The sequence below is a fragment of the Cutibacterium nasicola genome (assembly GCF_052654715.2).
On sequence record NZ_CP199745.2, the window covers coordinates 1,636,449 to 1,661,422 of the forward strand.

Sequence of the window (24,974 nt, forward strand, 5' to 3'; positions counted from 1 at the left end):
GCCTTTCACGCCGCGCCTCCCACGATCCGTCCATCGGCCAGGCGAATGATCCGGGCATTTTCCGGCAACGTGTGCTCATCATGGGTAACCATCACCAAAGTGGAACCTTCAGCGCGAACCAGATCATCCAGCAGACCGATCACGGCATGGCGGTTCGTAGTGTCCAAGGCTCCAGTAGGTTCGTCGGCCAGAACGACCGTCGGATGGTGGGCGAGGGCACGCCCCACGGCAGCACGCTGCGCCTGGCCTCCTGACACTTCGCTGGGCCGTCGCTTGCTGCTCTCACCGAGGTCAAGGATCTCGGCAAGGCGGTCGGCGCGCCTCAGTGCGTCCCGACGCCCAGTGCCAAGGAGCTCAAGAGGCAGGGCAATGTTGTCACGCAACGTGAGCTCGGGAACCAGCCCAGAGTTCTGAAACACCAAGCCGATCGTTCGCAACCGCCACGCCGCACGTTGTCTGTCATCCAGCCCGTACACATCGACATCCCCATGTACGACCCGCCCTTTGGTCGGCGCCTCCAAACCGGCAAGACACATTAACAATGTCGACTTGCCCGAACCAGAAGCACCGACGACCACGTTCACCGATTCCGGAGACATGACCAGCGAGACATCGTCCACTGCGGGTCGACTCGAATGGGGGAACTGCATGAACAAGCCATGACAAGCCAATGAACATCGATTAACCATCAGGTGTCCGATCCATGGGCGCCAGAGCGCGGTCATCACTCGCGGTACAGTCTTTCGACGCAGTGGTCACGATACCAATGTTCGGCGCACACTTGGACACGAAGATCTGCTGCACGCAGAGTATCCCCAGGGCTCACATCAGAATTGACACCCACCTTGCCGCCAATGTTTACGTGCCCGATTCTCCTCCACGAGTACCCTTGCTGGCGAGCATTGACATGGCCTGAGTTAGAACCAGTTGACGCCAAGGTTCCGGTGACCCTCACAGCCTTGCCAACCCAGCCCCGATGTGTCACTCCGTAGGTGTATCGACCATGAAAACTGACATTTTGTCCCGTATCGATCCCTATATTCCCACTAGTGGAAGCAAACGCACCAACAGCCATTCCGAATGTCAATACCACAGTAACCCCGACGACACCTGCAAGTCGCTTCACCACAGCCCCTCCGTTGTCAATTCCACACACCACTCTTGATTCGACTACTCACTATATTCAGCGCATATTATTATAACTCTCATAACCCAAACACAAACAAGTTCTTCGATATTGAATTCCTTCGTCTGCAGCACATTGTCCATTCGTACAACTGACCCCAGAGAACCCCATCTACAGATAGCCTCTCGCTTCTAGCGCCCCTACCCCCTCGACTTGAACTTATGCTCTGATATGCATAATTATGTATCATGCGGTGTTGACCGACACCGCACCTGCGAAGGAACGTCACATGAAATCTCTGCGTCACGCCGCCGGCACTTCACTGGCCGTCGTCGCTCTAGCGGTGAGCGGCTGCACCTATGCCTCTGAGGAGTCCGCGTCCCCCACGGCGGATTCCAGCAAATCCGACACCCCGTCGAATGCCCAGCTCATCGACTCCATCAAGACTGATCCCACCATCGCCGCGATGGTCCCTGACGACATCAAGGAGTCGGGCACCCTTCGCAACGGCGCAGCCGCCAACTACGCACCCGCGGAGTTCATCGACACCGACGGCTCCACCGTTGTCGGCCACGACGTCGACTACATCACCGCTGTCGGAAAGATCCTGGGCCTCAAGGTGACGACCGCCAAGGCAGCCTTCCCCAGCCTCATCCCCGCCGTCGGCTCCAAGTACGACGTCAGCGTCTCCTCCTTCACCATCACCCCAGAGCGTCAGAAGCAGGTCACGATGACCTCCTACTTCAAGGCCGGATTCTCCATGGCCGTCCCGAAGGGAAATCCGAAGAAGGTCTCCCCCGATGACCTGTGCGGCCACTCCGTGGCGGTGCAGACCGGTACTGCCCAGGAGTCCGCTGCCCAGCAGAAGTCGAAGGAGTGCACCGAGGCAGGCAAGAAGCCCATTGACCTGTTGTCCTACGCCTCCCAGTCCGACGCCACCACGAACGTCGTCGGTGGCAAGGCCGACGTCCTCTACGCCGACTCAGTGATTACCGGGTACGCCATCAAGCAGACATCCAAGCTCGAAGCCCTCGGCAACATCACCGATGCATCCATGTTTGGCGTCGTCACCGCCAAGAATGACGGCGGACTGTCCAAGGCCATCCAGGCCGCAACCCAGAAGCTCATCAACGACGGGACCATGAAGAAGCTGCTGGCCTCGTGGGGCACCGAGGACGGTCTCACCGAGACCTCCGAGGTCAATCCCGAGTCCTGATACAACCAACCGAAAGGCATCCAAGGTGGCCAACCACCACGCCGACATCCCCAATCGCATCCGGACCCGCGATGTCGCTCATCCGGGCACCTGGATCGCGGCCGTCATCGTTGCCCTCCTGGTACTGATATTCGTCCAGGGGCTCGTCACGAACCGCAACTACCAGTGGTCGATGGTGTGGCTGTACCTGCGTGATGTCAAGGTCATCACCGGTATCGGTTACACCATTCTGCTGACCTTCTCAGCAATGCTGTTGGGAACGGCGGTGGCACTCCTCATGGCCATCATGAGGCAGTCACGCAACCCGGTGTTGCGCGGTGTCTCCTGGGCCTACATCTTCGTCTTCCGTGGCGTCCCGGTGTACACCCAGTTGGTGTTCTGGGGGCTACTCGCGGTCTTGTACCCCACCTTGTCCGTCGGGGTGCCTTTCGGCGGCCCAACGCTGGCCAGCGTCGAGACCGAGAAGGTCGTCACCGCCCTGGCCGCGGCCATCATTGGTCTGGGCCTCAACGAGGGCGCCTACCTGGCCGAGATCATCCGCTCCGGGCTGGAATCCGTCGACGTCGGCCAGACGGAAGCGGCAAAAGCCCTGGGCATGAAGCCATCGCTCATCATGCGCCGCATCATCATCCCCCAGGCCATGAGGGTAATCATCCCGCCACTGGGCAACGAGACCATCGGCATGCTCAAGACGACCTCCTTGGTGTTGGCCGTACCCTTCACCCTCGACCTCCAGTACGCGACGAACGCGATCGCGAACCGCATTTACGCACCGATTCCGCTGCTCATCGTCGCCGCCTTCTGGTACCTCGTCATGACGAGTGTCCTCATGATCGGGCAACATTTCCTAGAGCAGTACTTCGGACGTGGTGTCAACGGGAAGTCCTCGTCGAAGCGACTGCGTCGCCAGGCCGCCATCCAGGCAGCCGACACCACGCACAAGAACATCGCCCTGGAGGTCGAGCAGTGAGTACATCCGCACCAAAGTCTGCACGCACCGAACCAATGGTGCACATCAAGGGATTGCACAAGGAGTTCGGGCCACTCCACATTCTCAAGGGGATCGACCTCGACGTCGGCTCCGGCGAGGTGTGCGTTCTCCTCGGCCCCTCCGGTTCCGGAAAGTCCACGCTGTTGCGCTGCATCAACCAGCTGGAGACCTTCGAGGCTGGTGAGATCTGGGTCGGCGGGGAGCGCGTCGGCTACGAACACGACCCTCTGCCGGACGGCCGCCTCAAGCGACTTTCTGACAAGGACATCGCTGCTCAGCGGGCACGAGTCGGCATGGTCTTCCAGCGATTCAACCTCTTCCCTCACATGACTGCCCTGAGCAATGTCATGGAAGCACCCATCAAGGTGTCCGGGCTGTCCAAGGAGGAGGCCGAGCCGCTGGGCATGTCCCTGTTGGAGCAAGTCGGAATGGCTGATCGCGCTGACCACTACCCCGCCGAGCTCTCCGGCGGTCAGCAACAGCGCGTCGCCATTGCCCGCGCGATGGCCATGAAACCCGAACTGATGCTTTTCGACGAGCCGACCTCAGCACTCGATCCCGAGCTCGTCGGTGAGGTGCTCAGCGTCCTCAAGGATCTCGCCCGCGATGGTATGACGATGATCGTCGTCACGCACGAGATGGGGTTCGCTCGGGAGGTCGCCGACCATGTCGTCTTCATGGATGGCGGCGTCGTCGTCGAAGCCGGATCACCCGATCAGGTCATTGACAACCCGAAATCTGATCGGCTGCGCGGGTTCATCGATTCAGTGCTGTGAGATGTCGCGGCTTCATGACACAGTGACAGCGTGAATGACGATCAGATGATCAGGCTCGGCCAGTATCTCAAACTCGCCAATCTCGCCGAGACTGGTGGGCAGGCCCGCGATCTCATCGCCTCGGGGATGGTCAGCGTCAACGGCGAGGTGGAGACCCGGCGGGGGCGTCAACTCCATCCCGGAGACGAGGTGAGCGTCACCAGCGGTGGCCAGACCGTCACCGAGACAGTCGATCTCACCGAGCCCGACGTCCCCTGGTAATGCGACGTGTCACCATGACGGGTGGCCTGAACTCATGCTCAGGCCACCCGTCATGTAGGTATGAGCTTTCCTGGGCCGATTTCGCCGCTTCGACCGTCATGCGAGCATCAACGATGCCAGTGCCGCATGCGGATATGCACTTCGCCGGGTTCACCGAACTCTTTAATCTTCGCGGGCGTGAGAGCAACGACACCCGACACGTACGACGTGATGCCACAAAAGTCCATTCCTCTCGCTCTGCTAAAGACAAAACGAACCTACGGCGACGAAGGGTCACTGCCTAGACATGACTCGAAAGCCTCTCACATAGCGATGATGAAACATCCCTGAATCAGGACCAAATTAGTAGCGAAGTGATTGAGTCCGGGACAGCGAGGTCAGGAAGATTCAATGTCCCGTCGCCCTCACTCACACTCATGACCTGCTGGTCATCTCCCCCTGCGCCCATGGCAGCGTGGGAACGGCATGAGCAAAGGCTCGCAAAATCTCCTCAGCACCTTCCAAGGCGTTGGTGGCCTCGGTGCCCAGGCCCGCCTCAATCCGTGCGGCAGTCTGCTGGACGCTGGAGTCGGTATCCAACGACTCCAAAATCTCGTTGCGCACCATGTTCCACAGCCACTCCCGTTGCTGCTCGGTACGACGCACCTGGAGGGAACCATCCTTCTCCAGGTAGGCGCGGTGGTCGACGACGGCCTGCCAGACGTCGTCCAGCCCCTCCTTGGTGTACGAGGAGCAGGTGAGCACCGGAACCCGACGCTTGTCTGCGTCGGAGGAGACAAGCTTCATGGCAATGGAGAGATCCCGAGCCGAGACTCGCGCATTACCCTCGTTGTCGCCATCGGCCTTGTTGACCGCGGCGACGTCAGCAAGTTCCAGAATGCCCTTCTTGATGCCCTGGAGCTGATCGCCAGTACCAGCGACGGTGAGCATGAGGAAGGTGTCAACCATCCCGGAGACCGCAACTTCGGACTGCCCGACGCCCACCGTCTCGACGAGGACGACGTCATAGCCGGCAGCCTCCATGACGATCATGGCCTCGCGTGTGGCTCTGGCAACGCCACCGAGATGACCACCAGAGGGCGACGGACGGACGAATGCCTCGTCACGGTTGCACAGGTCTCCCATCCGGGTGCGGTCGCCGAGGATCGAGCCTCCGGTGCGGGTCGAGGAGGGATCGACAGCGAGGACGGCAACCTTGTAGCTGAACTCGTCGATGAGCTTGGTGCCCATGGCATTGATGAAGGTGGACTTACCGGCACCGGGGACACCCGAGATACCGACGCGGATGGCGTCACCGGTGTGAGGAGCCAACAAGCGCAACATCTCGCGCGCCTTCTCGCGATGCGCCGGTTTGCTCGACTCCACCAGAGTCAGCGCCTTGGCAATGTGCTGGCGGCTCCCGGCCAGGACTTGCTCAACCAGTTCGGGGACGTCGATCGGCATGATCACCATTTCCTTCATCGGGTGGGTATGTCCACCGTACCGTCCACGGACGACGTTTACGCCTGAGGGCTCATACCCGGTGGATTTTGGTAACGAAAACGTTGGCCCCTGGAACCTTGCAAGGTTCCAGGGGCCAGACATCAGGCTCGTGGCCTGCCAGACTCAGTCGTCGTTGTGAGCGGCGAGCAGCTTCTCCATCAGCTCAAGGGCAGCGTCCGGAATGACGGTGCCAGGCGGGTAGATGGCGGCCGCGCCGTCGTCCTGGAGCTCCTGGAAGTCCTGGGTCGGGATGACACCACCGACAACGATCATGATGTCGGAGCGACCGAGCTTGTCCAGCTCCTTGCGCAGGGCGGGCACCAGGGTGAGGTGTCCGGCGGCCAGCGAGGAGACACCGACAACGTGAACGTCACCCTCAACAGCCTGTCGAGCAGTCTCCTCAGGGGTCTGGAACAGCGGGCCGACATCGACGTCCATGCCAAGGTCCGCGTAGGCGGTCGCGACGACCTTCTGGCCACGGTCGTGACCATCCTGGCCCATCTTCGCGATCATGATTCGCGGACGGCGACCTTCCTTCTCCTCGAACTTCTTGATGAGCTCGTGGACCTTCTCCGTCGACTCGGAACTACCGGCTGCCTTGCTGTACACGCCCTCAATAGTACGGATCTGGGCGGTGTAGCGCCCGAAAACCTTCTCCATCGCGTCGGACATCTCGCCGACGGAGGCGTTGGCACGACCGGCGTCGATGCACAGCTTGAGCAGGTTGCGATCGGGATCGCTCGGATCGGGGTTGGCGGCAGCCCAGGTCAGCTTCTCGAGAGCGGCCTGGCAGGCCTCCTCGTCGCGGTTGGCACGCAGCTGCACCAGCTTGGCCTTCTGCTCCTTGAGCACCTGGGTGTTGTCAACCTTGAGGACCTCGAGATCCTCTTCCTCGTCCAGACGGTACTTGTTGACGCCGATGAGGGGCTGACGGCCCGAGTCGATGCGTGCCTGGGTGCGGGCAGCGGCCTCCTCGATGCGCATCTTCGGGATGCCCTTCTCGATGGCCTTCGCCATACCGCCGGCCTTCTCGACCTCCTGGATGTGGGCCCAGGCCTTGCGGGCCAGCTCCAGAGTGAGCTTCTCGACGTAGGCCGAGCCGGTCCAGGGGTCGATGACGCGACAGGTGCCCGACTCCTGCTGGATGAACAGCTGAGTGTTTCGAGCAATACGAGCGGAGAAGTCGGTCGGCAGGGCGATGGCCTCGTCGAGGGAGTTCGTGTGCAGGGACTGGGTGTGCCCCTGGGTGGCCCCCATGGCCTCCACACAGGTGCGGATGACGTTGTTGTAGACGTCCTGGGCGGTCAGCGACCAGCCGGAGGTCTGCGAGTGGGTACGCAGGCTCATCGACTTCGGGTTCTTCGGCCCGAACTGGTGCACGAGCTTGGCCCACAGCATGCGGGCCGCGCGCATCTTGGCGACCTCCATGAAGAAGTTGGTGCCAATGGCCCAGAAGAACGACAGACGCGGGGCGAACTGGTCGACCTGCAGACCCACCGACTCACCGGCACGGATGTAGTCGACACCGTCGGCCAAGGTGTAGGCCATCTCGATGTCGGCGGTCGCGCCAGCCTCCTGCATGTGATAGCCGGAGATCGAGATGGAGTTCCACTTCGGCATGTTCGCACTGGTGTAGGCGAAGATGTCGGAGATGATCCGCATCGAGGGCAGCGGCGGGTAGATGTACGTGTTACGAACCATGAACTCCTTGAGGATGTCATTCTGGATCGTTCCGGCGAGCTGCTCGGGCTTGGCACCCTGCTCCTCGGCGGCCACCACGTACAGGGCCAGAATCGGCAGCACGGCGCCGTTCATCGTCATGGACACAGACATGCGATCCAGCGGGATGCCGGCAAAGAGCTCACGCATGTCGAGGATGGAGTCCACAGCCACGCCGGCCATGCCGACATCACCGGGAACACGGGGATTGTCAGAGTCGTAGCCGCGGTGGGTCGGCAGGTCGAAGGCGACCGACAGACCCTTCTGGCCGGCGGCCAGGTTACGGCGGTAGAAGGCGTTGGACTCCTTGGCGGTGGAGAATCCGGCGTACTGACGAATCGTCCAGGGTCGGAAGGCGTACATGGTGGCGTACGGGCCGTGGGTGAACGGAGGCAGACCGGCGTAGGTGTCCAGCCAGTCCATGTCGGCGTAGACGTCCTCGGAGTACAAATGACCAACCGAAATCTGTTCCGGAGTGGTCCAGGGCTCCTGCTCAGCGGAAGCGGCAGCCAGCTTGGCGAACTGCTCCTGAGCGTCCGCGGGAACCGGAGCGTCTCCCAGGTTGATGGAATCGAAACGGGGCAGGGTGGTCACTTGGCAACTCCCAACGTGTCCAGAGTGGTGGTCAGGACGTCAACGACGTCCATCCCGAGGTAGATGCGACCGTCGATGACCTTCTCGGCCTCGGCAGCGTCATCACCAAATTCCTTGAAGGCACCCGACAGGTAGACCAGCTTGGCGCCGGCCTCCTTGAGGGCCTTGGCGACCTCGAGGCCCTGGGCCGCGTAGGTCTTGGCGTTCGAGCACAGGTCTGCGACCTCGGCACCGGACTCCTTGAAGGCCTTGACGACCTCTTCCGTGGTGCCGCCCTCGCACTCGGGGGTCTCCATGCCGGCGATGTGCCACACCGGGGCGGAGAATCCCTCGCGGGGACCGAAGTCACGACGGGTTCCCAGGCAGGCCAGGAACACCTTCGGACGCTCGGAGCAGGTGGCGGAACGATCGACGAGGGCCTCGAAGACCTCGGCGTCACGGTGCTGTTCGAGACCGTTGCGCTTGGGAGCTTCGGGGTAGGGCCTGGTCTCGACGGTCTTGGCGTCGAGCAGCGGGAACTCGCTGACGGCCGTGATCGGCTGCTTGCGGGTGGCCAGACGCTTGGCGCGCTCGGCGTTGAGCTTGTCGAGCTCGGTGCGAACGTGGTCACCGGTGAGGGCGGCAACCATGCCACCGGCGGCCTCGACAGCCTGGAACTCGGCCCAACCGGCCTCCTCCAGCTTCTTGGTCAGGGCCTCGACGTAGAAGGAACCACCCGCCGGGTCATTGGCGCGGCCGATGTTGGACTCCTCGGCGAGGATAATGCCCGTGTTGCGGGCGATACGACGGGAGAAGTCGCTCTTCGGCAGGCCGATGGCGGCATCGAAGGGCAGGGTCGTGACGGCCTCGGCGCCACCGACAGCAGCACCGAAGGTCGAGATGGTGCCACGCAGGATGTTGACGTAGGGATCATCGCGGGTCAACTCACGCCAGCTCGTCACGGCCTCCTGACGGGCGCCACGCTTGGCAGCCGGAACCTCGAAGACCTCACCGATGCGGTTCCACAGGGTACGCAGGGCACGCAGACGGCAGATGGTCAGGAACTGGTCGTGGGTTGCGGAGACCCGGAAGTTGATGGAATCGAAGGCCTGCTCGGCAGTCAGCCCCTGTTCCATGAGCGCACGGACATACTCGACGCCGGTGGCGATGGCCCAGGCGAGCTCGTGCACGTCGCCGGCACCAGCGTTGTGGTAGACCGTCGCATCAACGACGAAGGCACGAGAATTCTTGTACTTGTCGGTCTTCTTGGCCCACTCGGCCATCGTGGACAGATCCGGGGTGCCGCCGTTGAGAGCGGCGAAACCGATCGGGTCCAGACCGAGATTGAACGACAGCTTGTCGGGATCGATGTCGGAGTCGACATAGACGTCAAGGAGGGCCTGTGCAGCGGCCTCCTGGTCGTCACGGCTCGAGACCTCAACCTTGGCCAGGTCGAGCAACACGTCCTTGAGGTCCCCGGCAATGTCCTCCGGCTTGATGGCGTCGGCACCGACGCGCAGCCACAGGGACATCACACCACGCTCGAGGTCGGCGATGATCGCCTTCCTGGTGAACTGCGGATCCGGATCCTCGTGAAGGGCCCGCACATCCCATGCGTCCATGACGCCAGTCCGGATCGTGGCGCCACGGGTGAAGGGCGGCACACCCGGGGCGCCGAGCTTCTCAGGGGCATCTTGACGCCGGTACATCGGCTCGATCTTGATGCCGTCGACCGTGCTCGGCTCGAGGCGCTTCATTCCTTGCTCAATGTTGAGCTCCTTGCCCTCGGGACGTCCCCGGTTCAAGACCTTGAGGACCGCGTCCTCCCACTGTTCGTGGGTGATCTTCGGAAAGTCCCCGGCCAGGCTCAACTCCTCGGGCATCCTGTCCTCGACGGACTTGGATGCGAGGTTGTCAGCATCAGTCATTCGTCAGACTCCTGCTTCGCTGCGGATGGGTGGACGACCTCGGTCGGCCCTCGAGACCTCGGACGCTGCGGCGCACGCAGGGTACGTCGCAAGCTCTGGCAGGTATTCGGACTCATGGGCACCTCGTCTGCCGACAAGTCCTACGTCACCGCTTCCCAGACCGAAGCCCAGTGCTTGATCGCCATCCGGTCGGACCTAAGACCAACTGGACGTCGATGGTGATGTCGTTCCCACTCACCGCTGCGGGGCAGTTCCGGAATTGCACCGGATTCCCTCTTACCGCCTTGAAACCCCCGGACGGGATTCCTTGGCACCAGCACCTATGATACTAGGCTGCGCACGATCGACTTGGCACAGCGGGGGTGCATGTGCACGATTGTGCGACCGTGCTGTGAACAGACGTTTACCGTGCCTTGCGGACCTGGGGGATTTGAGGCCGGTTTGCGACAGAGTCGATCCACTCTCGTAGGTCGGCATGGACGTGCCTGCGATTGACCTCATTGAGAACCTCATGGCGCCCACCCGGGTACAGGATGACGTCCACCTCCTGGGACCCGGCATCGCGCAATTGGCAAGCTGCGCGACGCACTCCCCTACCGGAGTCGCCCACCGGATCCTTGGCACCGGCCATGAGCAAAACAGGCAGAGCAGGCGGAGTGGCACGTAGAACCTCGGTGGAATTGGCGAGTTCGATGAGTCGTACCAATTCGCGGTAGAAGGCTGCGGTGCAGACGAAACCGCACAGCGGGTCGTTGTTGTAGGCGTCCACGACGCGCACGTCTCGAGACAACCAGTCGTAGTCGGTGCGAGCCGGCTGGAAGGCCCGGTTGAAGGACCCGAAAGACAAGGTGTTGAGCAACGGACTGCGGGAGTCCTCCCCCAACATGAGCACCTGGGAACGGGCAAGCCCGGTGGCGACGGTGCTCAACGGCCCCAAGGAGGAGCCTGTGCCAATGATGACCAGGCCGGTCATCTCGCGTCCCCGGCGAGCGGCCAGAACACGGGCGAGGAACGATCCCATCGAGTGTCCGACGAGGAACCACGGCTTCCCCTCAACCTCGGCCATGAAGTGGTCAGCAACCGCGGAGAGATCGTCGAGCAGTTGGTGGTGGCCCCGATCAGGGGTGGTCCCAAGTTGTCCGGTGGCAGCAGCGCGCGGTCCGTGACCACGGTGATCATTCGCCACGACGAGCCAGCCGTCGTCCGCCAGCGCCCGGGCCACCTCGTCATAGCGGGCCGCGTACTCGGCCATGCCATGACACAACTGCACCAATCCCTTGGTGGGGCGACCCGGCGCAGCCTCCGGACGCCAGACAAGGACGTCGAGGTCGGCTCCGTCGTCAGCGGTGATCGTGATGGTGTCCATGAATCCTCCCGGGGTCGTAGTTCCAGCATATTGAGGTCTCCCAGCCAGCATCTCGGCATCGCGGAAGAAGCGCCCACATCACCATGATCCTGTTCTCGCTCAGGGAGAACACGAGCAGAACAACGAGCCTCTTCAGGCCCGACGCTGTGTAGTGAGGTCAACGCCATGCCCGCGACGCGCCGCGTTACCAGGTTCGCGAGCATCACGTCACCGTCTCGTAAGGTCACCGCCCTAGACTCATGGGGACCCACCGAAAGGACGTCTCGTGAAGATCGCCGTCGCAGGACTGGGCTATGTCGGCATGGCCAATGCCGTGTTGCTTGCCCAGCACAACAGTGTCGTCGCCATTGACATTGACGCCGAGAGGGTCGAGATGGTCAACACCGGACACACGACGATCGTCGATCCCCTCATCGGGGAGTACCTGGCCCACCACGAGCTGGATCTGACGGCCACGACTGATCCGCACAAGGCCTATGACGATGCTGACTTCGTCGTCATCGCCACCCCGACGAACTATGACCCTGACCAGAATTATTTCGACACCTCGAGCGTGGACGGAGTGCTCGACCTGGTGCAGGAGCTCGCCCCCGAGGCGACGATCGTCATCAAGTCAACGATCCCGGTGGGCTTCGTCGAGGGGATTCGCAAGGAGCGCCCCGGCCTTGACGTCATCTTCTCTCCGGAGTTCCTCCGCGAGGGCAAGGCTCTCTACGACAACCTCCATCCGTCACGGATCGTCGTCGGGTCGGACTCGGCCAAGGCCCACCTCTTCGCCGATCTCATGGCCGCCGGGGCGGTCGACACCGGCATCCCGGTGCTCTTCGTCGGGGCCACCGAGGCCGAGGCCATCAAGCTGTTCGCCAACACTTACCTGGCGATGCGGGTCTCCTTCTTCAACGAGCTCGACACCTATGCCTCTCAGCGTGGGCTGTCCACCCGTCAGGTCATTGACGGGGTCTGCCTGGACCCCCGCATCGGCAGCCACTACAACAACCCGTCCTTCGGTTATGGCGGCTACTGCCTGCCCAAGGACACCCGTCAGCTGCTGGCCAACTACCAGGACGTCCCCCAGACCCTCATCCAGGCCATCGTTGACTCCAACACGGTGCGCAAGGACTTCATCGCCTCGGACATCATCGCCAAGGATCCGAGGCGAGTCGGCATCTTCCGTCTGGTCATGAAGGCTGGCTCGGACAACTTCCGCTCCTCGTCGATCCAAGGGGTCATGAAGCGCATCAAGGCCAAGGGCATTGAGGTCGTCGTCTACGAGCCGACCTTCGAGGGCAACGAGTTCTTCCACTCGAAGGTCACCAAAGACCTCGAGACGTTCAAGGCCGGCTGCGACGTCATCATCGCCAATCGAATGTCGCTCGAGCTGGCTGACGTCGCCGAGAAGGTCTACACCCGAGACCTCTTCGGCGGTGACTGAGCCTCAGGCTCGGCTGGACCAGATGACCTCACCAGCCTCGCGAATGAGGGCCGAGCAGCCATCACGCACGTCGAGCTCGACGATGAGGGGCTCGGCCCCGGGGACACCGCTACGGTAGACGTAACGCTCGTTGGTCAGGTCAAGGGACTCGGTACGCGCGTCGACGAGCCAGGGATGACGGCGGCGCAGGCCGAGCAGGTCTTGGTGGGCACGCAGGGTCTCGGCGCCCAGGTTGGACAGCTCCGCCGGGCTGGCCGGGAACACCGGACGGATGTCATCGTCGCCTCCGAGCCTCTTCTCCTTGATCCCGCGGTAGGCCAGCTCGTCCCCGTAGTAGATGAGCGGGATGCCGCCAGTAGTGGCCAGCACCGCTGTCGCGACGATCGCACCATCCTGCTCCACCTTCGAGGCGATGCGGGTGACGTCATGATTGCCGACGAAGGTCATCGGGGTGAAGGAATCGGAGAACTCGTTGTGACGCCCCAGGGCATGATCAAGTTCGAAGAAGTTACGGGATTCGATGGACGACCACGTCGCCTTCCACAATTCGTACTGGGTCACCGAATCCATGCCGGAGGCCTTGACGATCCCCGCGTAATCGCCATGGATGACCTCACCGAAGATCCACACGTCGGGGTGCTTCTTGTGTACCGACGGCAGAACCTCTGCCCAGAACTCCGGAGTGACGGAGTAAGCGGCGTCGAGACGCCAGCCATCCACGCCCCGGTCGCACCAATGGTTCATGACCCGGGCAACGAGGTCACGCACAGCGGGGTCCCCGTGGTTGAACGCGACGAGGTCATCGTGGCCCTCGAACACGTCGAGTTGGCCGTCACACCACCGGACCATCCGTCCAGCATCGGTGTCCGGGCCAGCAGTCAAGGCATCCTGCACGATCTGACTACGACGTGAGACGTGGTTGAACACTCCATCGAGGAGCACCGACAGACCGTGGGAGTGGGCGGCCTGAACAAGATGGTCGAAGTCGGCGTCGTCTCCAAGGCGAGGATCGATGGCGAAGTAGTCCAAGGTGTCGTAACCATGGCTGGTCGAGGCGAAGATCGGCCCCAGGGCCAGGCCGGAGCACCCGAGCGACACCGCATGATCGAGCCAGGCCTCCAGATGTCCGAGACGATGCCTCACCTCGTCGGACTCGAGTCGCATGGGAGCCCCCACGAATCCCAGGGGATAGACGTGCCAACCAATGAGATGGTCAACCCATCCGGGACGTTGAGCCATGATGCCTCCGTTCGCCGTCACCACAGCCGTTCGACTGCAACTGTTCCATCATGTCAGTCGTGGTCGAAGTCTGCGGTGGAAAGGTCTGCACGAGGCGCCTTGGTGACGAGTTTGTGACCAAGCCACAGTGCCAGGAATGCCGGAATGGTGATGTACGCGACAACCATCCCGGTGATATCGCCGCTGAGGACGGCATCACGGCCCTGCCCCAGGGTGACGATGACGCACAGCACACCCGCAACGATCGGACCGGCCGGGTACCAGCGCGCCCGATATGGCAACTCGGACAGGTCATGTCCCTGTGCGAGGAAGGCGCGACGGAACTGCATGTGGCACACCGCGATGCCAATCCACGCGATGAATCCGCACAGCCCGGAGATGTTGACCAACCAGGTGTAGGCCTGGCCAGACCCGACCAAAGACGTGGCGAAGCAGGCCGCACCGACGAGCGTGGTGACGATGAGTGCCGGGACCGGGACACCGCGTCGATTCGTGGTGGCGAGGACGTGTGGAGCCTTACCCTCTCGCGCCAATGCGTAGAGCATCCGCGTCGATGCGTACAGGCCGGAGTTTCCGGCCGAGAGCACCGAGGTGAGGATGACGGCGTTCATAACGGCTGCAGCCGCGGCCACTCCGGCTCGCTTGAGCACAAGGGTGAAGGGACTGACGGCGACGTCAGTGACCTCACCGGCGAGCAGGTTCGGATCGGTGTAAGGCAGCAGCACACCGATGACCGCGATGGCGCCGATGTAGAAGATCATGATTCGCCAGAAGATCTGCTTGGTGGCCTGGGGAACTGCCGTGCCCGGGTCCTTCGCCTCCCCCGCCGCGATGCCGATGAGCTCGGTGCCCTGGAACGAGAATCCAGCAACGAGGAACACCGTCATGATGCCGCCGAAGCCGTTGACGAAGGGGGCATCACCGTGATGCCAATTGGAGACTCCCGGGGAGTTCCCCATGATCCCCGCGATCATGAGGATGCCGAGGACCAGGAAGACGAGGACTGCCGTCACCTTGATGATGGCGAACCAGAACTCTCCCTCGCCGTAGGCCCGCGCGGACAGCACGTTCAGCAGGAAGAGTAGGGCCAGGAATCCGGCTGACCATATCCACGACGGCACATTCGGGCACCAATACGCCATGACGATCGAGGCGGCAGCGAGCTCGGCGGCCACCGTGATGGCCCAGTTGAACCAGTAGTTCCAGCCCAGCGCGAAGCCGAAGGACGGTGAGACGAATCTGGTCGCGTAGGTCTCGAAGGCGCCCGGTACCGGAAGATAGGAACTCATCTCCCCCAAGGACTGCATGAGCAGGAAGACCATCAGTCCCATGGCCAGGTAAGCCACGAGGGCGCCTCCTGGACCCGCCTGGGAGATGGTGGCACCGGATGCCACGAAGAGCCCGGTGCCGATGGCTCCGCCAATCGCGATCATGTTCATGTGACGCGAGGAGAGCCCGCGCTTCAATTCGCCGTCCATGGTGGTCCTCAGTTAGGAGCGCCCCGCCCTTCTGGACGCGGTTTTGGTCACTGTACCGCCCTCAGACGCCCCCATGCCCCATACTCCGTATGTTGGTACATGACACAAAGCAGAGGGCGCCCGACATCTCGTCGGAACACCCCCTGGAATGGGCTGTGGCTCAGACCTTCTTGGCGGCCTCGAGAGCAGCGTCGTAATCGGGCTCGGTGGTGATCTCGTCCACCAGCTGGGTGTAGGTCACCTTACCCTCGGGGTCCACGACGATGACGGCGCGGGCGAGCAGATGACGCATCGGACTGTCGGCGAGGGTGACGCCGAGATCCTTGCCGAAATGGGAGCGGAAGGCCGAGGCGACGACGACGTTCTCAATGCCCTCGGCGCCGCAGAAGCGGGCCTGGGCGAAGGGAAGGTCACGGGACACGCACAGCACGGTGGTGTCGTCGAGTCCGGCAGCCTTCTCGTTGAAGGTGCGCACACTCTTCGCGCAGACACCAGTGTCGAGGCTCGGGAAGATGTTGAGGACGAGCTTGTTACCCTTGAGCTCGTCGCTGGTCAGCTCCGACAGATCGGTCTTGACAAGGGTGAACGATGGGAGATCGGATCCAACTCGAGGCAGGTCGGCGACGGTGTTGACGGTTTGTCCCTTGAAAGCAGTAGTGGCCATATTCACACTTTATGCGGATACCGTCCCCAACCACGACGTTCTGAGAGGCATTCAGTCCCGAGTGAACAACTCCGACGCCGCATCCAGGACACACACCTCATCATGGGACAAGGTGAGATCGGTGGCCGCGAGCAGTGGCCCAAGCTGATCCACGGTGCGCGCCGAGGCAATGGGGGCGGTGACCCCCTTGGCAATCAACCACGCCAGCGAGACCGACGCCACCTCGACGCCGTGGTCACCGGCGATTTCTCGCAGCTGATCGAGGACCGCGAAGGCCGCCTGCGCATGCTCGTCGTCAGGCAGATAGGCCGCCATCATCGATTCCCGGGCGACGCCGTGGAGATCGTCACGAGTGGAGTACTTGCCCGTCAGGAAGCCCGATGCCAGCGAGAAGTACGGAAAGAGAGCCAGGTTGTACTCGCTGGCGAGCTGGCCGTAACCCTGAGGGGCCTCAACGTCGGCGCGGTGCAGCAGGTTGTACTGAGGCTGCAGGGCTACCGGACTCGCCAGTCCCTCATGCTCGGCCACCTCGAGCCACTTCTGCTCCCGGCTCACCGAGAAGTTCGACAGACCGACCCAACGCACCTTGCCGGCCTTGACGAGCTTGTCGAAGGCCCTTGCCATGTCCTCGATCTGCTGGTTGTCGTCGTCGTAATGGGCGTAGTAGAGATCGATGTGGTCGGTGTGGAGCCTCACCAGGGAGGCATCGACAGCAGCCGAGATGTTCTCAGCGGACAGCCCCCTGAACTCGGGGTGGGTGGCCACCTTCGTCGCGATGAGGATGTCGTCGCGATGGCCGCCTTTCTCGAGCCATGATCCGATGATCGTCTCTGATTCACCGCCCACATTCCCCTCGGCCCAGTGGGAATAGCCGTCAGCGGTGTCGACCAGCGAGCCCCCGGCGCCGAGGAAGGCGTCCAGGATGGCGTGGGAGTCGTGCTCGTCGGCAGTCCAGCCGAAGGTATTGGCTCCCAACACCAGCGGCCTGATGTCCAGATCGGTGCCAGGGATGCGAGTCATGAGGCCTCCTCGTCGGCCCCGGGATCAGGAACGGTCGACCAGATCGATGTCGACCATGATCTCGGTGGCAATGGATTCCAATTCCGAGCGTAGGTCCTCAAGGGTCGTCGCGTTGGTGATTCGGCATTGCACCCTCGCCTCGAAGAGAATTCCGTCACCCATCGGGGCCTCGCGCAGGCCTGTGGACATGTCGTCAATGGTGACACCGAGACGGGCCATGGTGGCCGTCACCTTGTGAATGATTCCTGGATGGTCGTGACCGACGAGATGAACCACCAAGATGGCCTCGTTCTCGTCGTCTTGTGGGGTGGTGTCGGTGACGGTGAGACGGAGACCCCTGGCCTCCAGGCTTCCAAGATCAGCCTTGAGGGGCTCAACCTTGGACGCGTCGACGTCGACGAGGACGATTCCGGCGAAGGCGCCGGCGAGTCGGGCCATACGGCTATCGAGCCAGTTACCGTCGTAGTTGGCAATGGTTTCTGACAGATCGGAGACAAGCCCGGCACGGTCCGCGCCGACCGCAGTGAGAAGGAGCTGAGTCATGGCTCAAGTCTACGCGACCCCGGTCACCAGCGGGCCCTGGTGGTGGCAGTGGGGCCGTCAAACTCTGTGAAACCGGCGTCAACAACCCTCACACGAGCAACATCGGCGTCCCAATGTTCAACTGTGGGCGTGACGACGCGAACTCGGAACCCGTCACGGCGCCAGCTCTCCAAGGCCTGGCGGTCATCGTCACTGCCGGAGCTCATGGCCTCATGGGCGAGCTGCCCAGCGTGACCACACTGCGCACATGCCTTACCGGTCGTCATCTCGATGCGCGGATTGATTTCTATCGTGACAATGGCTCCAGTCGTGGCGGAATCGCCATTGGAAGGAAGATGGGTGCCAGCTACCTGAAGTTTGTCGATCTGCTTGGGCTGGGGGTGCACCCGGGCCGGGACGAAGGCCCGCACCTTCGCTGGACCTGTTTCGGCTGGCGCGTCAACGGGTGGGTCCTGGCAGACGGTGATGCCGTCAAGGACCTGGACGTCGTCCCACCTCTTGCCGGAAGCACGCCGAACGATCTTACGGATGCGCTTGTCGGACCACTGTTGCACGGCGTCATACCACGGGCCTCCCGGTTGAGCACGGGGGTCGTCGAGGAGGGAGACGACGGCGCGCGCCGCCGCCTCGCAAGCATCTACTTCGCGCGCCGGATGGCGTTTGTCACGAAGCAATACCAGCTGCATAGCCCAAGGATCGGGTTCGTGAGCGGGTGTGGTCACTCGTGGCAGGCTACTCGCCTGATCCTGCGAGACGCGAAGGTGGTCGTCGCCACCGCCACACATCTGCAAGACTCGACGACGTGCGGAGCATTGTCTGGGACATGGGCGGAACGCTCATCGACACGTACCCGGAGGTCGATCAGACCCTTGCGGATGTCGTGTGGGCCGAGCCGAACAGGGAGCAACTAGCAGAGGTGGCACAGCTGAGGTCGGAGTCGATAGCCCACGCCATCGAGGTCTTAGCCGAACAGTATGACGTCTCTTCCGAGCTGCTCGACGATGCCTACACCTTGTTGAAGAAGAAGTGGGCGCACGATCCCGCCCCGCTGATGGCTGGAGCAGCAGAGGTCATGGCGGCCGTGCGGCGCGGTGGTGGCCTCAACCTCGTCGCCACCCATCGTGATCGCGCCAGCGCCGAGAACCTCTTCCACGCCCTGGGAGTGCAGGTGGACGACCTCGTGTGCGCCCCTGATGGTTTCGCACGCAAACCTGACCCCCAGATGAATCTGGTACTCATGGAGCGTCATGGGCTGGATCCGTCCGAGGTCATCGCAGTGGGCGATCGTCCCATTGACATCGACGCCGCGCGAGCCGCAGGGATCGAGGGATTCCTGCTGTCCTCCGAGCCTTACCCGAGCACTACGACGATCAGTAGCTTGACGGAGCTGCTGGATCGTCCGCGAACGGATCACGGTCGGGGTCCGTCTGGACCTCCAGCTCGACCTCTCGAAGCACCCTTTCGGCAGTCTCCTTGCCCTCCAGATGTGCGATGAGGGCTGCGGTCATGTCCATACCTGCAGCAACCCCTGACGATGTCCACCGGTCACGATCATGCACCCATCGTGCTCGTGGCTCCCACCTGACGTCCCGGCCATGGGAGGACGCCCAGGTGAAGGCCCGCTTGTTCGAGGTTGCCCGGTAGCCCTCCAGCAGGCCAGCTGCGGCCAGCAAGGCGGATCCGGTGCACACCGCCGAGATGATGGATGCGGGAGCAGTCCATCCACGCAGCCGGGTCAGGAAGGAGCGATCGTCAACCAGGGATCGCGTCCCCATTCCACCTGGGATCAGGACGATGTCGTGACCGGCGGAGGCATCCATGTCCTCGGTGGCCATGACCACCGCCCCCTGACTGCTGCGAACCGGGCCAGGTTCGACGGCGCAGAACGTCACCTCGTACCGGTCCGACAACCGACTCCACAGTTCAACCGGGCCGAAGACGTCGAGGAGTTCGAAGCCGTCGAAAAGGAGGACACCGACCTGTCGACTCATGCGATAAGGATATCTTCACCGCAAGCGTGTCGGCGGTGACGTCATCTGCTGCTGAGGGGTTTTCCGCCTCAGCGTGCACATCCATGCCGCTCCCAAGGCGGTCGTGAGGACCAGCGTGACGGTAGGAAAGACCGATACCAGCAGCACTTATGCTTGTTCGTAAGCTTCGCCTACGACAGGGTGATGCCATGCGTGTACTCATCATTGGTGGCACTGGAACTATTGGCTCCAAGGCAGCTGCGGCATTTGAGGAGCGAGGCGATGAGGTAATTACCGTCGGTCGTAGTACCGAAGTATCAGTAGATCTATCCTCTATCACTGAGATGTTCAACAAAGTAGGTAGGGTTGATGCTGTTGTGACAACCATGGGATCGGCCCCGTTTGTTTCCATCGAGGATGCCACAGCGGACGATTTCCAGGCGGGAATCAGCAGCAAGATGCTTGCTCAACTCAATGCCGTGGTCTATTGCCTTCCGTACCTCAATGACGGTGGCTCGATTACCATGACGACAGGCATCTTGACCCAACACCCTGTCCCAGGGAGCCTGATTGCTACCGCGGCGAACGCAGGGGTTGAGGGTTTCGTCAGGGCTGCGGTGTCGTCCTTACCGCGGAGCATCAGGATTAATGCTGTGAGTCCGACGATGCTCGAGGAAGCTCGTGAGGCATTCGGACCCTCTTTTGTCGGCTTTAAGCCAGTGTCTGGCACCGAGGTGGCCCAGGGCTACGTTCGTAGTGCTCATGGAATTGAAAGTGGGCAGATTTTCCAGATCTGGGGTTGATTCTTTTTACCAGCGTTGTTCAAGAACTATTCCACACCACCAGGTGTACTGATCAGAGACGCGATTTGAACCCTTTGCCTGCTCGACAAATGCTCTGACAACAAGGCTCGAATTGACGTTGTCCCCGGCGAACTCGGTACGAGCAGGCCTCCCGCCCACAGTGCTACCGCACGCCCTCGTCGTGGCCCGGAGACACTTAGCTTCCTGCAGCATCTCGAACGAGTTGTCATCTGGCTCCTTGCCTGCCTTCTCACTGGGGGCGGAACGATCATCTGGGGATCTCATCAGACCTGGCCCGAGCTCGGCGATCTGGTCGGCACCTCTACGAAGGAGACCGATCTTCGTGTCGTGAAGTCGATGGAGCTCAGGGGGGACGTCCTCCTGCTCGGCATGCGGATGCAGGGCATCGCATCCTGCAGAAGGGCCAGGCCGGCCCCTCGGTGGTCCTGAGACTTGGGGCACCAAGAAGACCCCGTTCATTCAGCATGCCCATGACACTCACCCTCGCGTCGACGGCAAAGCTGTCGAGATCACGCGCGAGAGCCCCACCCCCGCCAAGGTGACGGTGTCCCCGTTCAAGTTCATCAACCACAGCAATGAGAAGTTCTACCGCGGCATTGCGGAAGGTATTGACCCCAACATCAAGGTCGAGTTCGTGTACAAGGACGCCAGCTGACGGATACTGACGCGGTAGATGGCGGCATCTTAGGCGTTGACGTAGCCTTGAAGAATGTTCTGCAAGTGCGCACACAAATCCTCTGACAAGGCCACACACGCTCATCGCACCGCTCGCCTCCTGACGGCGCTGTGTGCTGGAGCGGGAACCTTGCACTTCCTCAAGCCGGAACCCTTCGACAGCATCATTCCGCCTGAAATCCCGGGTAAGCCACGCAACTGGACGTATGGGTCCGGCGCTGCCGAACTGACGACGGCGGCCCTGCTGGCATGTCCGCGGACCCGCCGCCTGGGCGGACGGGCTGCTGGAGCCCTGTTCGTCGCAGTGTTCCCCGGAAATCTGGAGATGGCGCGCCAGTGGCGTGACCGCGAGCCCAAGTGGCAAGTGATCTCCTTGGGTCGGCTGCCGCTGCAGGCCTTGTTGGTCAAGCAGGCCCGGGAAGTGGCGAAGAACTGCTGAGAACGTGGCCCCAGATACCGCGCCGTTGTGAGACGGTATCGTGACAGACGTCATCCCCGAGGAATGCCAACGGTAGGGCTGCCAGCCGGTATGCGACCTACTCAGTAGGCCCGCGTTACAACAGAGCCTGGGAAGCCTCGACCGCTATACCGCCATCGGCCGTCGAGTACACGGTCGCGTTGACGCCGTAAACCTCGCGGAGCATGTCCTGCGTGATGACGTCACGAGGGTCCCCCACGGAGTGAACGCGACCGCCGGACAGGACCACCACCTGGTCACTGAAACGGGCCACCTGCCCCAGGTCGTGGACGGTCATGATGACGGCTGCGGGAACGTCCTTGGCCGCCTGACGGATGCGATCCAACAGCAACAGCTGATTTCGCAGGTCGAGCGCACTCGTGGGCTCGTCAAGCAGGAGAGCCGATGGTCTGCGAATCACAGCCTGGGCGAAACTCACCAATTGTCGCTGCCCTCCCGACAGCTGCGCCATGGTTCGCGCGGCCAGTGAGCCTAGGCCCAGCACCTCGATGATCTCGGAGACATCGCGTAGTGCCGCGGATGTGACGCGCAAACCACAGAGTCCTTTGAAGACCTGCTGGCGAGCGACCATGACGCTCTCAAACACGGTGAGTGAGCTCGCTGGTGGAGGGTCCTGCGGCAGATACAGGACCCGATCTGTGACGACTTCGCCGCCGCATTCTTCCAGCCCCGCGATACAGCGAAGCAGCGTCGACTTGCCAGCACCGTTGGGGCCGATCAGCGACGTGATGCTACCCGCGTCCATGTCGGGAAGCGTGATACCGGTCAACACCGGATCCTGCCCGTGGCCGTACGAAAAGTCGATCCCACACACACGAATCGCTGGCGCATGGACCGGAGCCGACATCACGTCCCGACTGGACTGGCCGGATCGTACCGGAGCGGCCTCGATCGTCGCAGAGTTTGAACCTAAGAGGCCCACAGCGTCCCCCTTTTACTGGTGATGATCAGGACGTAGACGGGCACACCGACGATCGCGGTGATGATCCCGACGGGAAGGATCACCCCAGGTTGGATGACCTTCGAGACGGCGGACGCGCCGACGAGGAGCAGCGATCCCGCGATGGCCGAGGTCGTCAAGAAGTAACGCTGGTCTTCTCCGACGATCATGCGCGCGACGTGGGGCCCCACGAGCCCAATGAACCCGATGGTTCCGGCCATGGCGACGGCAGTAGCGGCGATGAAAGACACGACGACGAGAGTGAGGGTCCGCATCGCATGGACGCGCACACCGAGAGCGCGGGCGCGATCATCCCCCATCCGGAAAGCCGTGAGGCTCCACGCATTGCGATAGAAGAACACCAGCCCCGCAACTGTCACCACGGAAAGCAGCGCGATTTGCGGCCATGTTGCGCGCGTGAGGCTGCCCATCGTCCAGAAAACCACCTGTTCGAGCTGAGTCTCGGAGGCAAGGTACTGCATGAGAGCCAGGAGCGCATCGAAGAAGAAGACGATGGCGATGCCGAGCAAGATCATAGTTTCCGCACCGGGCCCGCGAAATCGGGAGAACAACAGGATGATTCCGCACGCGAGCATCGCAAAGAGCCACGCTGTGCCCGCCATGCCCAGTGCGGCACCTATACCGGTCGCCGCGAACCCGGACACGGTTGCCAGTGCGGCACCGAAACCGGCGGCGGACACACCCAGGGTGTAGGGCTCTGCGAGTGGGTTGCCGAGAATCGTCTGCATTTGGGACCCGGCAGCCGCGAGAGCGCCTCCGACAAGCACCGCGGTGAGGGTCATGGGTAGGCGAATATCGAAGACGATCTCGTGATCTATGGGACGAGACTGTGCCGGATGCACCACCGTGGCCAGCACATCCCGAGCTGGCATCGAGCCGCCACCGAGGAGGAAATCCACGAGGGACACTGCGACCAGGAGGACGACAAGACACGCAATGATGCCCGTCTTGCGGCGTCCCCTGTGCCGGTACCACTGCGCGGTTGCGCTGGCGCTGCCCTCCGGGGCTGCGCCGAACATCCGGGTGCCGCCGTCAGCGCACGTCATGATCATTTCAGACCTGTCCAGAACGTGCCGGTCGCCGCGACGGGGAGGAACTTGTCATGCAGTTCGCGAATCTCCGCGTGCGGATCGATGTCGGAAAACAGCTCCGGATGCATCGCCTTGGCAAACATCTCCACCGCAAGGTAGTTGTACGGCGAGTCGTAGTAGTGATGCCACGCGGCATAGATTCGCTTATTCGCGACGGCAGTCGTTTTTCGCACGGCGGCCTGCTTGTCGACGACCGCGCGCAGGTCACGCGCGGCGGCCTCCGGGGACTCGTCATAGCCCAGCGGGACATATATGCCGGGCTTGACCGGGGTCTTGCCCTGAGCCCAGTCCGCGCCGGTCGCGATGATGACCTGCGGGTTTTTGCCGGCGAGAGCCTCTGGGGACACCTGGCCCTGCTTCGCCTTGATCATGCTGTAGCCCAGGTTGTCCCCGCCGGCCAGATTGACAATTTGCGCGAGGTTGGATTTGGCGAAAGTGGAGCAGCAGTCGAAGTATCCGGGGGCGCGCCACAGGAACGTGGGCGTGCGCTTGGCCTTCGCCTTCTTCAGACGCGAGGTCACCGTCGAGACCTTGGATTCGTAGTATGTGATGAACTCTTCGGCCTTGTCTTCGCGATTCAGGAGTTTGCCCATGAGACGGATGCTCGGGACGGTGTTTTTCACGGGGTCGATGAAGTAGTCGACGGCCACCGTCGGCACCCCAGCCTTCTCGAGCCCATCGATGATTCCCGCGTCCTTGGCGGCGTCAAACACGCCCGCGTTCACCACGAAGACATCGGGACGCGATTCGAGAGCCTGTTCGAGGGACATCGTGTTGTTGTAGATCTCGCCGGTAGTAGGGATGGTGCTAATCGTGGGGAACTTTTTCGAGTAACGCTTATAGGTGGCGAAGTCGTTTTCCTTAAGATCTTCTGGCCACGCGGCAATCTTGTCCGTCGGATTGTCTAGGTTGAGTAGCGCTGTGGTGTACAGCAGCTTTTGGCCACCCATGAGGATGCGATTGACGTCTTGAGGGACCTTGACCTTCCTGCCTAAAGCGTCCGTCACCGTCTCGGTCGGCATGTTTTGCCCCGTGTCCTGCGTACCTGCACTGGTGCACGCAGAGAGGAATACGACAGCCGCCACAACGAGGGCGACGAGAGCTGTGAACGTCCTCGACCGGAGAGGCAAGGGGTACGCGATGGTGGTCATGCTATGTCTT

Annotated in this window: 22 protein-coding genes, 1 pseudogene and 1 riboswitch; of the genes and pseudogenes, 8 read left to right on the top strand and 15 right to left on the bottom strand. The window is 62.1% G+C overall.

Annotated elements, in window-relative coordinates:
* Positions 1-5: 5 nt before the first annotated feature.
* A complete protein-coding gene (locus ACUCCZ_RS07650) occupies positions 6-689 on the bottom strand; it encodes an ABC transporter ATP-binding protein (RefSeq protein WP_171023495.1) in 684 nt (227 codons plus the stop codon).
* A gap of 726 nt (positions 690-1,415) precedes the next feature.
* On the opposite strand from ACUCCZ_RS07650, the gene ACUCCZ_RS07655 reads away from it, so the two are divergent.
* The 4 genes from ACUCCZ_RS07655 to ACUCCZ_RS07670 all read left to right on the top strand — a co-directional run bounded on the left by ACUCCZ_RS07655 (position 1,416) and on the right by ACUCCZ_RS07670 (position 4,370).
* Positions 1,416-2,342: an ABC transporter substrate-binding protein gene (locus tag ACUCCZ_RS07655; protein WP_435917066.1), complete on the top strand. Its 927-nt coding sequence runs from the start codon at positions 1,416-1,418 to the stop codon at positions 2,340-2,342.
* 286 nt (positions 2,343-2,628) lie between these two features.
* The gene (locus tag ACUCCZ_RS07660) at positions 2,629-3,312 is read left to right on the top strand and encodes an amino acid ABC transporter permease (protein WP_435917067.1); all 684 of its coding nucleotides are present in this window, start codon (positions 2,629-2,631) and stop codon (positions 3,310-3,312) included.
* Between the two features lie 35 nt (positions 3,313-3,347).
* Complete coding sequence (locus ACUCCZ_RS07665; protein ID WP_435917068.1) at positions 3,348-4,109, top strand: amino acid ABC transporter ATP-binding protein; 762 nt, start codon at positions 3,348-3,350, stop codon at positions 4,107-4,109.
* Between the two features lie 45 nt (positions 4,110-4,154).
* The gene (locus ACUCCZ_RS07670; protein ID WP_435917069.1) at positions 4,155-4,370 is read left to right on the top strand and encodes an RNA-binding S4 domain-containing protein; all 216 of its coding nucleotides are present in this window, start codon (positions 4,155-4,157) and stop codon (positions 4,368-4,370) included.
* A 414-nt stretch (positions 4,371-4,784) separates the two neighbouring features.
* On the opposite strand, the gene meaB is transcribed toward ACUCCZ_RS07670, so the two are convergent.
* The 4 genes from meaB to ACUCCZ_RS07690 all read right to left on the bottom strand — a co-directional run bounded on the left by meaB (position 4,785) and on the right by ACUCCZ_RS07690 (position 11,438).
* Entirely contained in the window at positions 4,785-5,831 is a 1,047-nt protein-coding gene (gene meaB / locus ACUCCZ_RS07675; protein ID WP_435916960.1) for a methylmalonyl Co-A mutase-associated GTPase MeaB, read from the bottom strand.
* Positions 5,832-5,975: 144 nt separating this feature from the next.
* Positions 5,976-8,165, bottom strand: a complete 2,190-nt coding sequence (gene scpA, locus ACUCCZ_RS07680) for a methylmalonyl-CoA mutase (RefSeq protein WP_435916961.1) — start codon at positions 8,163-8,165, stop codon at positions 5,976-5,978.
* Positions 8,162-10,072: a methylmalonyl-CoA mutase small subunit gene (mutA, locus tag ACUCCZ_RS07685; protein WP_435916962.1), complete on the bottom strand. Its 1,911-nt coding sequence runs from the start codon at positions 10,070-10,072 to the stop codon at positions 8,162-8,164. The genes scpA and mutA overlap by 4 nt, the downstream gene beginning before the upstream one ends.
* Before the next feature lie 80 nt (positions 10,073-10,152).
* Positions 10,153-10,405, bottom strand: a riboswitch (cobalamin riboswitch).
* A 70-nt stretch (positions 10,406-10,475) separates the two neighbouring features.
* Positions 10,476-11,438: an alpha/beta fold hydrolase gene (locus ACUCCZ_RS07690; RefSeq protein ID WP_435916963.1), complete on the bottom strand. Its 963-nt coding sequence runs from the start codon at positions 11,436-11,438 to the stop codon at positions 10,476-10,478.
* 301 nt (positions 11,439-11,739) lie between these two features.
* On the opposite strand from ACUCCZ_RS07690, the gene ACUCCZ_RS07695 reads away from it, so the two are divergent.
* Positions 11,740-12,870, top strand: a complete 1,131-nt coding sequence (locus ACUCCZ_RS07695; protein WP_435917070.1) for a nucleotide sugar dehydrogenase — start codon at positions 11,740-11,742, stop codon at positions 12,868-12,870.
* A 3-nt stretch (positions 12,871-12,873) separates the two neighbouring features.
* Here ACUCCZ_RS07695 and ACUCCZ_RS07700 read toward each other — a convergent pair whose 3' ends face one another.
* The 6 genes from ACUCCZ_RS07700 to ACUCCZ_RS07725 all read right to left on the bottom strand — a co-directional run bounded on the left by ACUCCZ_RS07700 (position 12,874) and on the right by ACUCCZ_RS07725 (position 18,500).
* Positions 12,874-14,109, bottom strand: a complete 1,236-nt coding sequence (locus ACUCCZ_RS07700) for an alpha-amylase family protein (protein ID WP_435916965.1) — start codon at positions 14,107-14,109, stop codon at positions 12,874-12,876.
* Between the two features lie 53 nt (positions 14,110-14,162).
* Entirely contained in the window at positions 14,163-15,587 is a 1,425-nt protein-coding gene (locus ACUCCZ_RS07705; RefSeq protein ID WP_435916966.1) for an amino acid permease, read from the bottom strand.
* Between the two features lie 160 nt (positions 15,588-15,747).
* Positions 15,748-16,251, bottom strand: coding sequence for a thiol peroxidase (tpx, locus tag ACUCCZ_RS07710; protein ID WP_435916967.1), 504 nt, complete (start codon positions 16,249-16,251; stop codon positions 15,748-15,750).
* A 51-nt stretch (positions 16,252-16,302) separates the two neighbouring features.
* A complete protein-coding gene (locus ACUCCZ_RS07715; RefSeq protein ID WP_435916968.1) occupies positions 16,303-17,271 on the bottom strand; it encodes an aldo/keto reductase in 969 nt (322 codons plus the stop codon).
* Between the two features lie 24 nt (positions 17,272-17,295).
* Positions 17,296-17,814: a glycine cleavage system transcriptional repressor gene (locus ACUCCZ_RS07720; RefSeq protein ID WP_435916969.1), complete on the bottom strand. Its 519-nt coding sequence runs from the start codon at positions 17,812-17,814 to the stop codon at positions 17,296-17,298.
* Between the two features lie 23 nt (positions 17,815-17,837).
* Positions 17,838-18,500, bottom strand: coding sequence for a peptidyl-tRNA hydrolase (locus tag ACUCCZ_RS07725; protein ID WP_435917071.1), 663 nt, complete (start codon positions 18,498-18,500; stop codon positions 17,838-17,840).
* A gap of 137 nt (positions 18,501-18,637) precedes the next feature.
* On the opposite strand from ACUCCZ_RS07725, the pseudogene ACUCCZ_RS07730 reads away from it, so the two are divergent.
* Positions 18,638-19,099, top strand: a pseudogene (locus ACUCCZ_RS07730) (HAD family hydrolase); the annotation flags it as partial.
* Between the two features lie 85 nt (positions 19,100-19,184).
* Here ACUCCZ_RS07730 and ACUCCZ_RS07735 read toward each other — a convergent pair.
* Positions 19,185-19,805: a DJ-1/PfpI family protein gene (locus ACUCCZ_RS07735; RefSeq protein WP_435916970.1), complete on the bottom strand. Its 621-nt coding sequence runs from the start codon at positions 19,803-19,805 to the stop codon at positions 19,185-19,187.
* Positions 19,806-19,993: 188 nt separating this feature from the next.
* Here ACUCCZ_RS07735 and ACUCCZ_RS07740 point away from each other — a divergent pair, with 188 nt between their 5' ends.
* Positions 19,994-20,587 (top strand): short chain dehydrogenase, encoded by a 594-nt coding sequence (locus ACUCCZ_RS07740; protein ID WP_435916971.1) that lies wholly within the window; start codon positions 19,994-19,996, stop codon positions 20,585-20,587.
* A 730-nt stretch (positions 20,588-21,317) separates the two neighbouring features.
* Positions 21,318-21,722, top strand: coding sequence for a DoxX family protein (locus ACUCCZ_RS07745; protein WP_435916972.1), 405 nt, complete (start codon positions 21,318-21,320; stop codon positions 21,720-21,722).
* Between the two features lie 115 nt (positions 21,723-21,837).
* Here the strand turns inward: ACUCCZ_RS07745 and ACUCCZ_RS07750 are convergent, their stop codons facing one another.
* The 3 genes from ACUCCZ_RS07750 to ACUCCZ_RS07760 form a co-directional block, all read right to left on the bottom strand.
* Positions 21,838-22,530, bottom strand: coding sequence for an ABC transporter ATP-binding protein (locus tag ACUCCZ_RS07750; protein WP_435916973.1), 693 nt, complete (start codon positions 22,528-22,530; stop codon positions 21,838-21,840).
* A 140-nt stretch (positions 22,531-22,670) separates the two neighbouring features.
* Complete coding sequence (locus ACUCCZ_RS07755; protein ID WP_286320914.1) at positions 22,671-23,768, bottom strand: FecCD family ABC transporter permease; 1,098 nt, start codon at positions 23,766-23,768, stop codon at positions 22,671-22,673.
* A gap of 2 nt (positions 23,769-23,770) precedes the next feature.
* On the bottom strand, positions 23,771-24,964 hold the full coding sequence (locus tag ACUCCZ_RS07760; protein ID WP_435916974.1) for an ABC transporter substrate-binding protein: 1,194 nt from the start codon (positions 24,962-24,964) through the stop codon (positions 23,771-23,773).
* Positions 24,965-24,974: the final 10 nt, after the last annotated feature.

Bases quoted from the DNA above. Each gene is read 5' to 3' on its own strand.
- ACUCCZ_RS07660 (WP_435917067.1), top strand. From the start codon at position 2,629: ATGAGGCAGTCACGCAACCCGGTGTTGCGCGGTGTCTCCTGGGCCTAC.
- ACUCCZ_RS07705 (WP_435916966.1), bottom strand. From the start codon at position 15,587: ATGGACGGCGAATTGAAGCGCGGGCTCTCCTCGCGTCACATGAACATG.
- ACUCCZ_RS07690 (WP_435916963.1), bottom strand. From the start codon at position 11,438: ATGGACACCATCACGATCACCGCTGACGACGGAGCCGACCTCGACGTC.
- ACUCCZ_RS07650 (WP_171023495.1), bottom strand. From the start codon at position 689: ATGGTTAATCGATGTTCATTGGCTTGTCATGGCTTGTTCATGCAGTTC.
- ACUCCZ_RS07655 (WP_435917066.1), top strand. From the start codon at position 1,416: ATGAAATCTCTGCGTCACGCCGCCGGCACTTCACTGGCCGTCGTCGCT.
- ACUCCZ_RS07665 (WP_435917068.1), top strand. From the start codon at position 3,348: ATGGTGCACATCAAGGGATTGCACAAGGAGTTCGGGCCACTCCACATT.
- ACUCCZ_RS07760 (WP_435916974.1), bottom strand. From the start codon at position 24,964: ATGACCACCATCGCGTACCCCTTGCCTCTCCGGTCGAGGACGTTCACA.
- ACUCCZ_RS07725 (WP_435917071.1), bottom strand. From the start codon at position 18,500: ATGCAGCTGGTATTGCTTCGTGACAAACGCCATCCGGCGCGCGAAGTA.
- ACUCCZ_RS07695 (WP_435917070.1), top strand. From the start codon at position 11,740: ATGGCCAATGCCGTGTTGCTTGCCCAGCACAACAGTGTCGTCGCCATT.
- meaB (WP_435916960.1), bottom strand. From the start codon at position 5,831: ATGAAGGAAATGGTGATCATGCCGATCGACGTCCCCGAACTGGTTGAG.
- ACUCCZ_RS07720 (WP_435916969.1), bottom strand. From the start codon at position 17,814: ATGACTCAGCTCCTTCTCACTGCGGTCGGCGCGGACCGTGCCGGGCTT.
- tpx (WP_435916967.1), bottom strand. From the start codon at position 16,251: ATGGCCACTACTGCTTTCAAGGGACAAACCGTCAACACCGTCGCCGAC.
- ACUCCZ_RS07740 (WP_435916971.1), top strand. From the start codon at position 19,994: ATGCGTGTACTCATCATTGGTGGCACTGGAACTATTGGCTCCAAGGCA.
- mutA (WP_435916962.1), bottom strand. From the start codon at position 10,072: ATGACTGATGCTGACAACCTCGCATCCAAGTCCGTCGAGGACAGGATG.
- ACUCCZ_RS07700 (WP_435916965.1), bottom strand. From the start codon at position 14,109: ATGGCTCAACGTCCCGGATGGGTTGACCATCTCATTGGTTGGCACGTC.
- ACUCCZ_RS07735 (WP_435916970.1), bottom strand. From the start codon at position 19,805: ATGAGTCGACAGGTCGGTGTCCTCCTTTTCGACGGCTTCGAACTCCTC.
- ACUCCZ_RS07745 (WP_435916972.1), top strand. From the start codon at position 21,318: ATGTTCTGCAAGTGCGCACACAAATCCTCTGACAAGGCCACACACGCT.
- ACUCCZ_RS07715 (WP_435916968.1), bottom strand. From the start codon at position 17,271: ATGACTCGCATCCCTGGCACCGATCTGGACATCAGGCCGCTGGTGTTG.
- ACUCCZ_RS07670 (WP_435917069.1), top strand. From the start codon at position 4,155: ATGATCAGGCTCGGCCAGTATCTCAAACTCGCCAATCTCGCCGAGACT.
- ACUCCZ_RS07755 (WP_286320914.1), bottom strand. From the start codon at position 23,768: ATGACGTGCGCTGACGGCGGCACCCGGATGTTCGGCGCAGCCCCGGAG.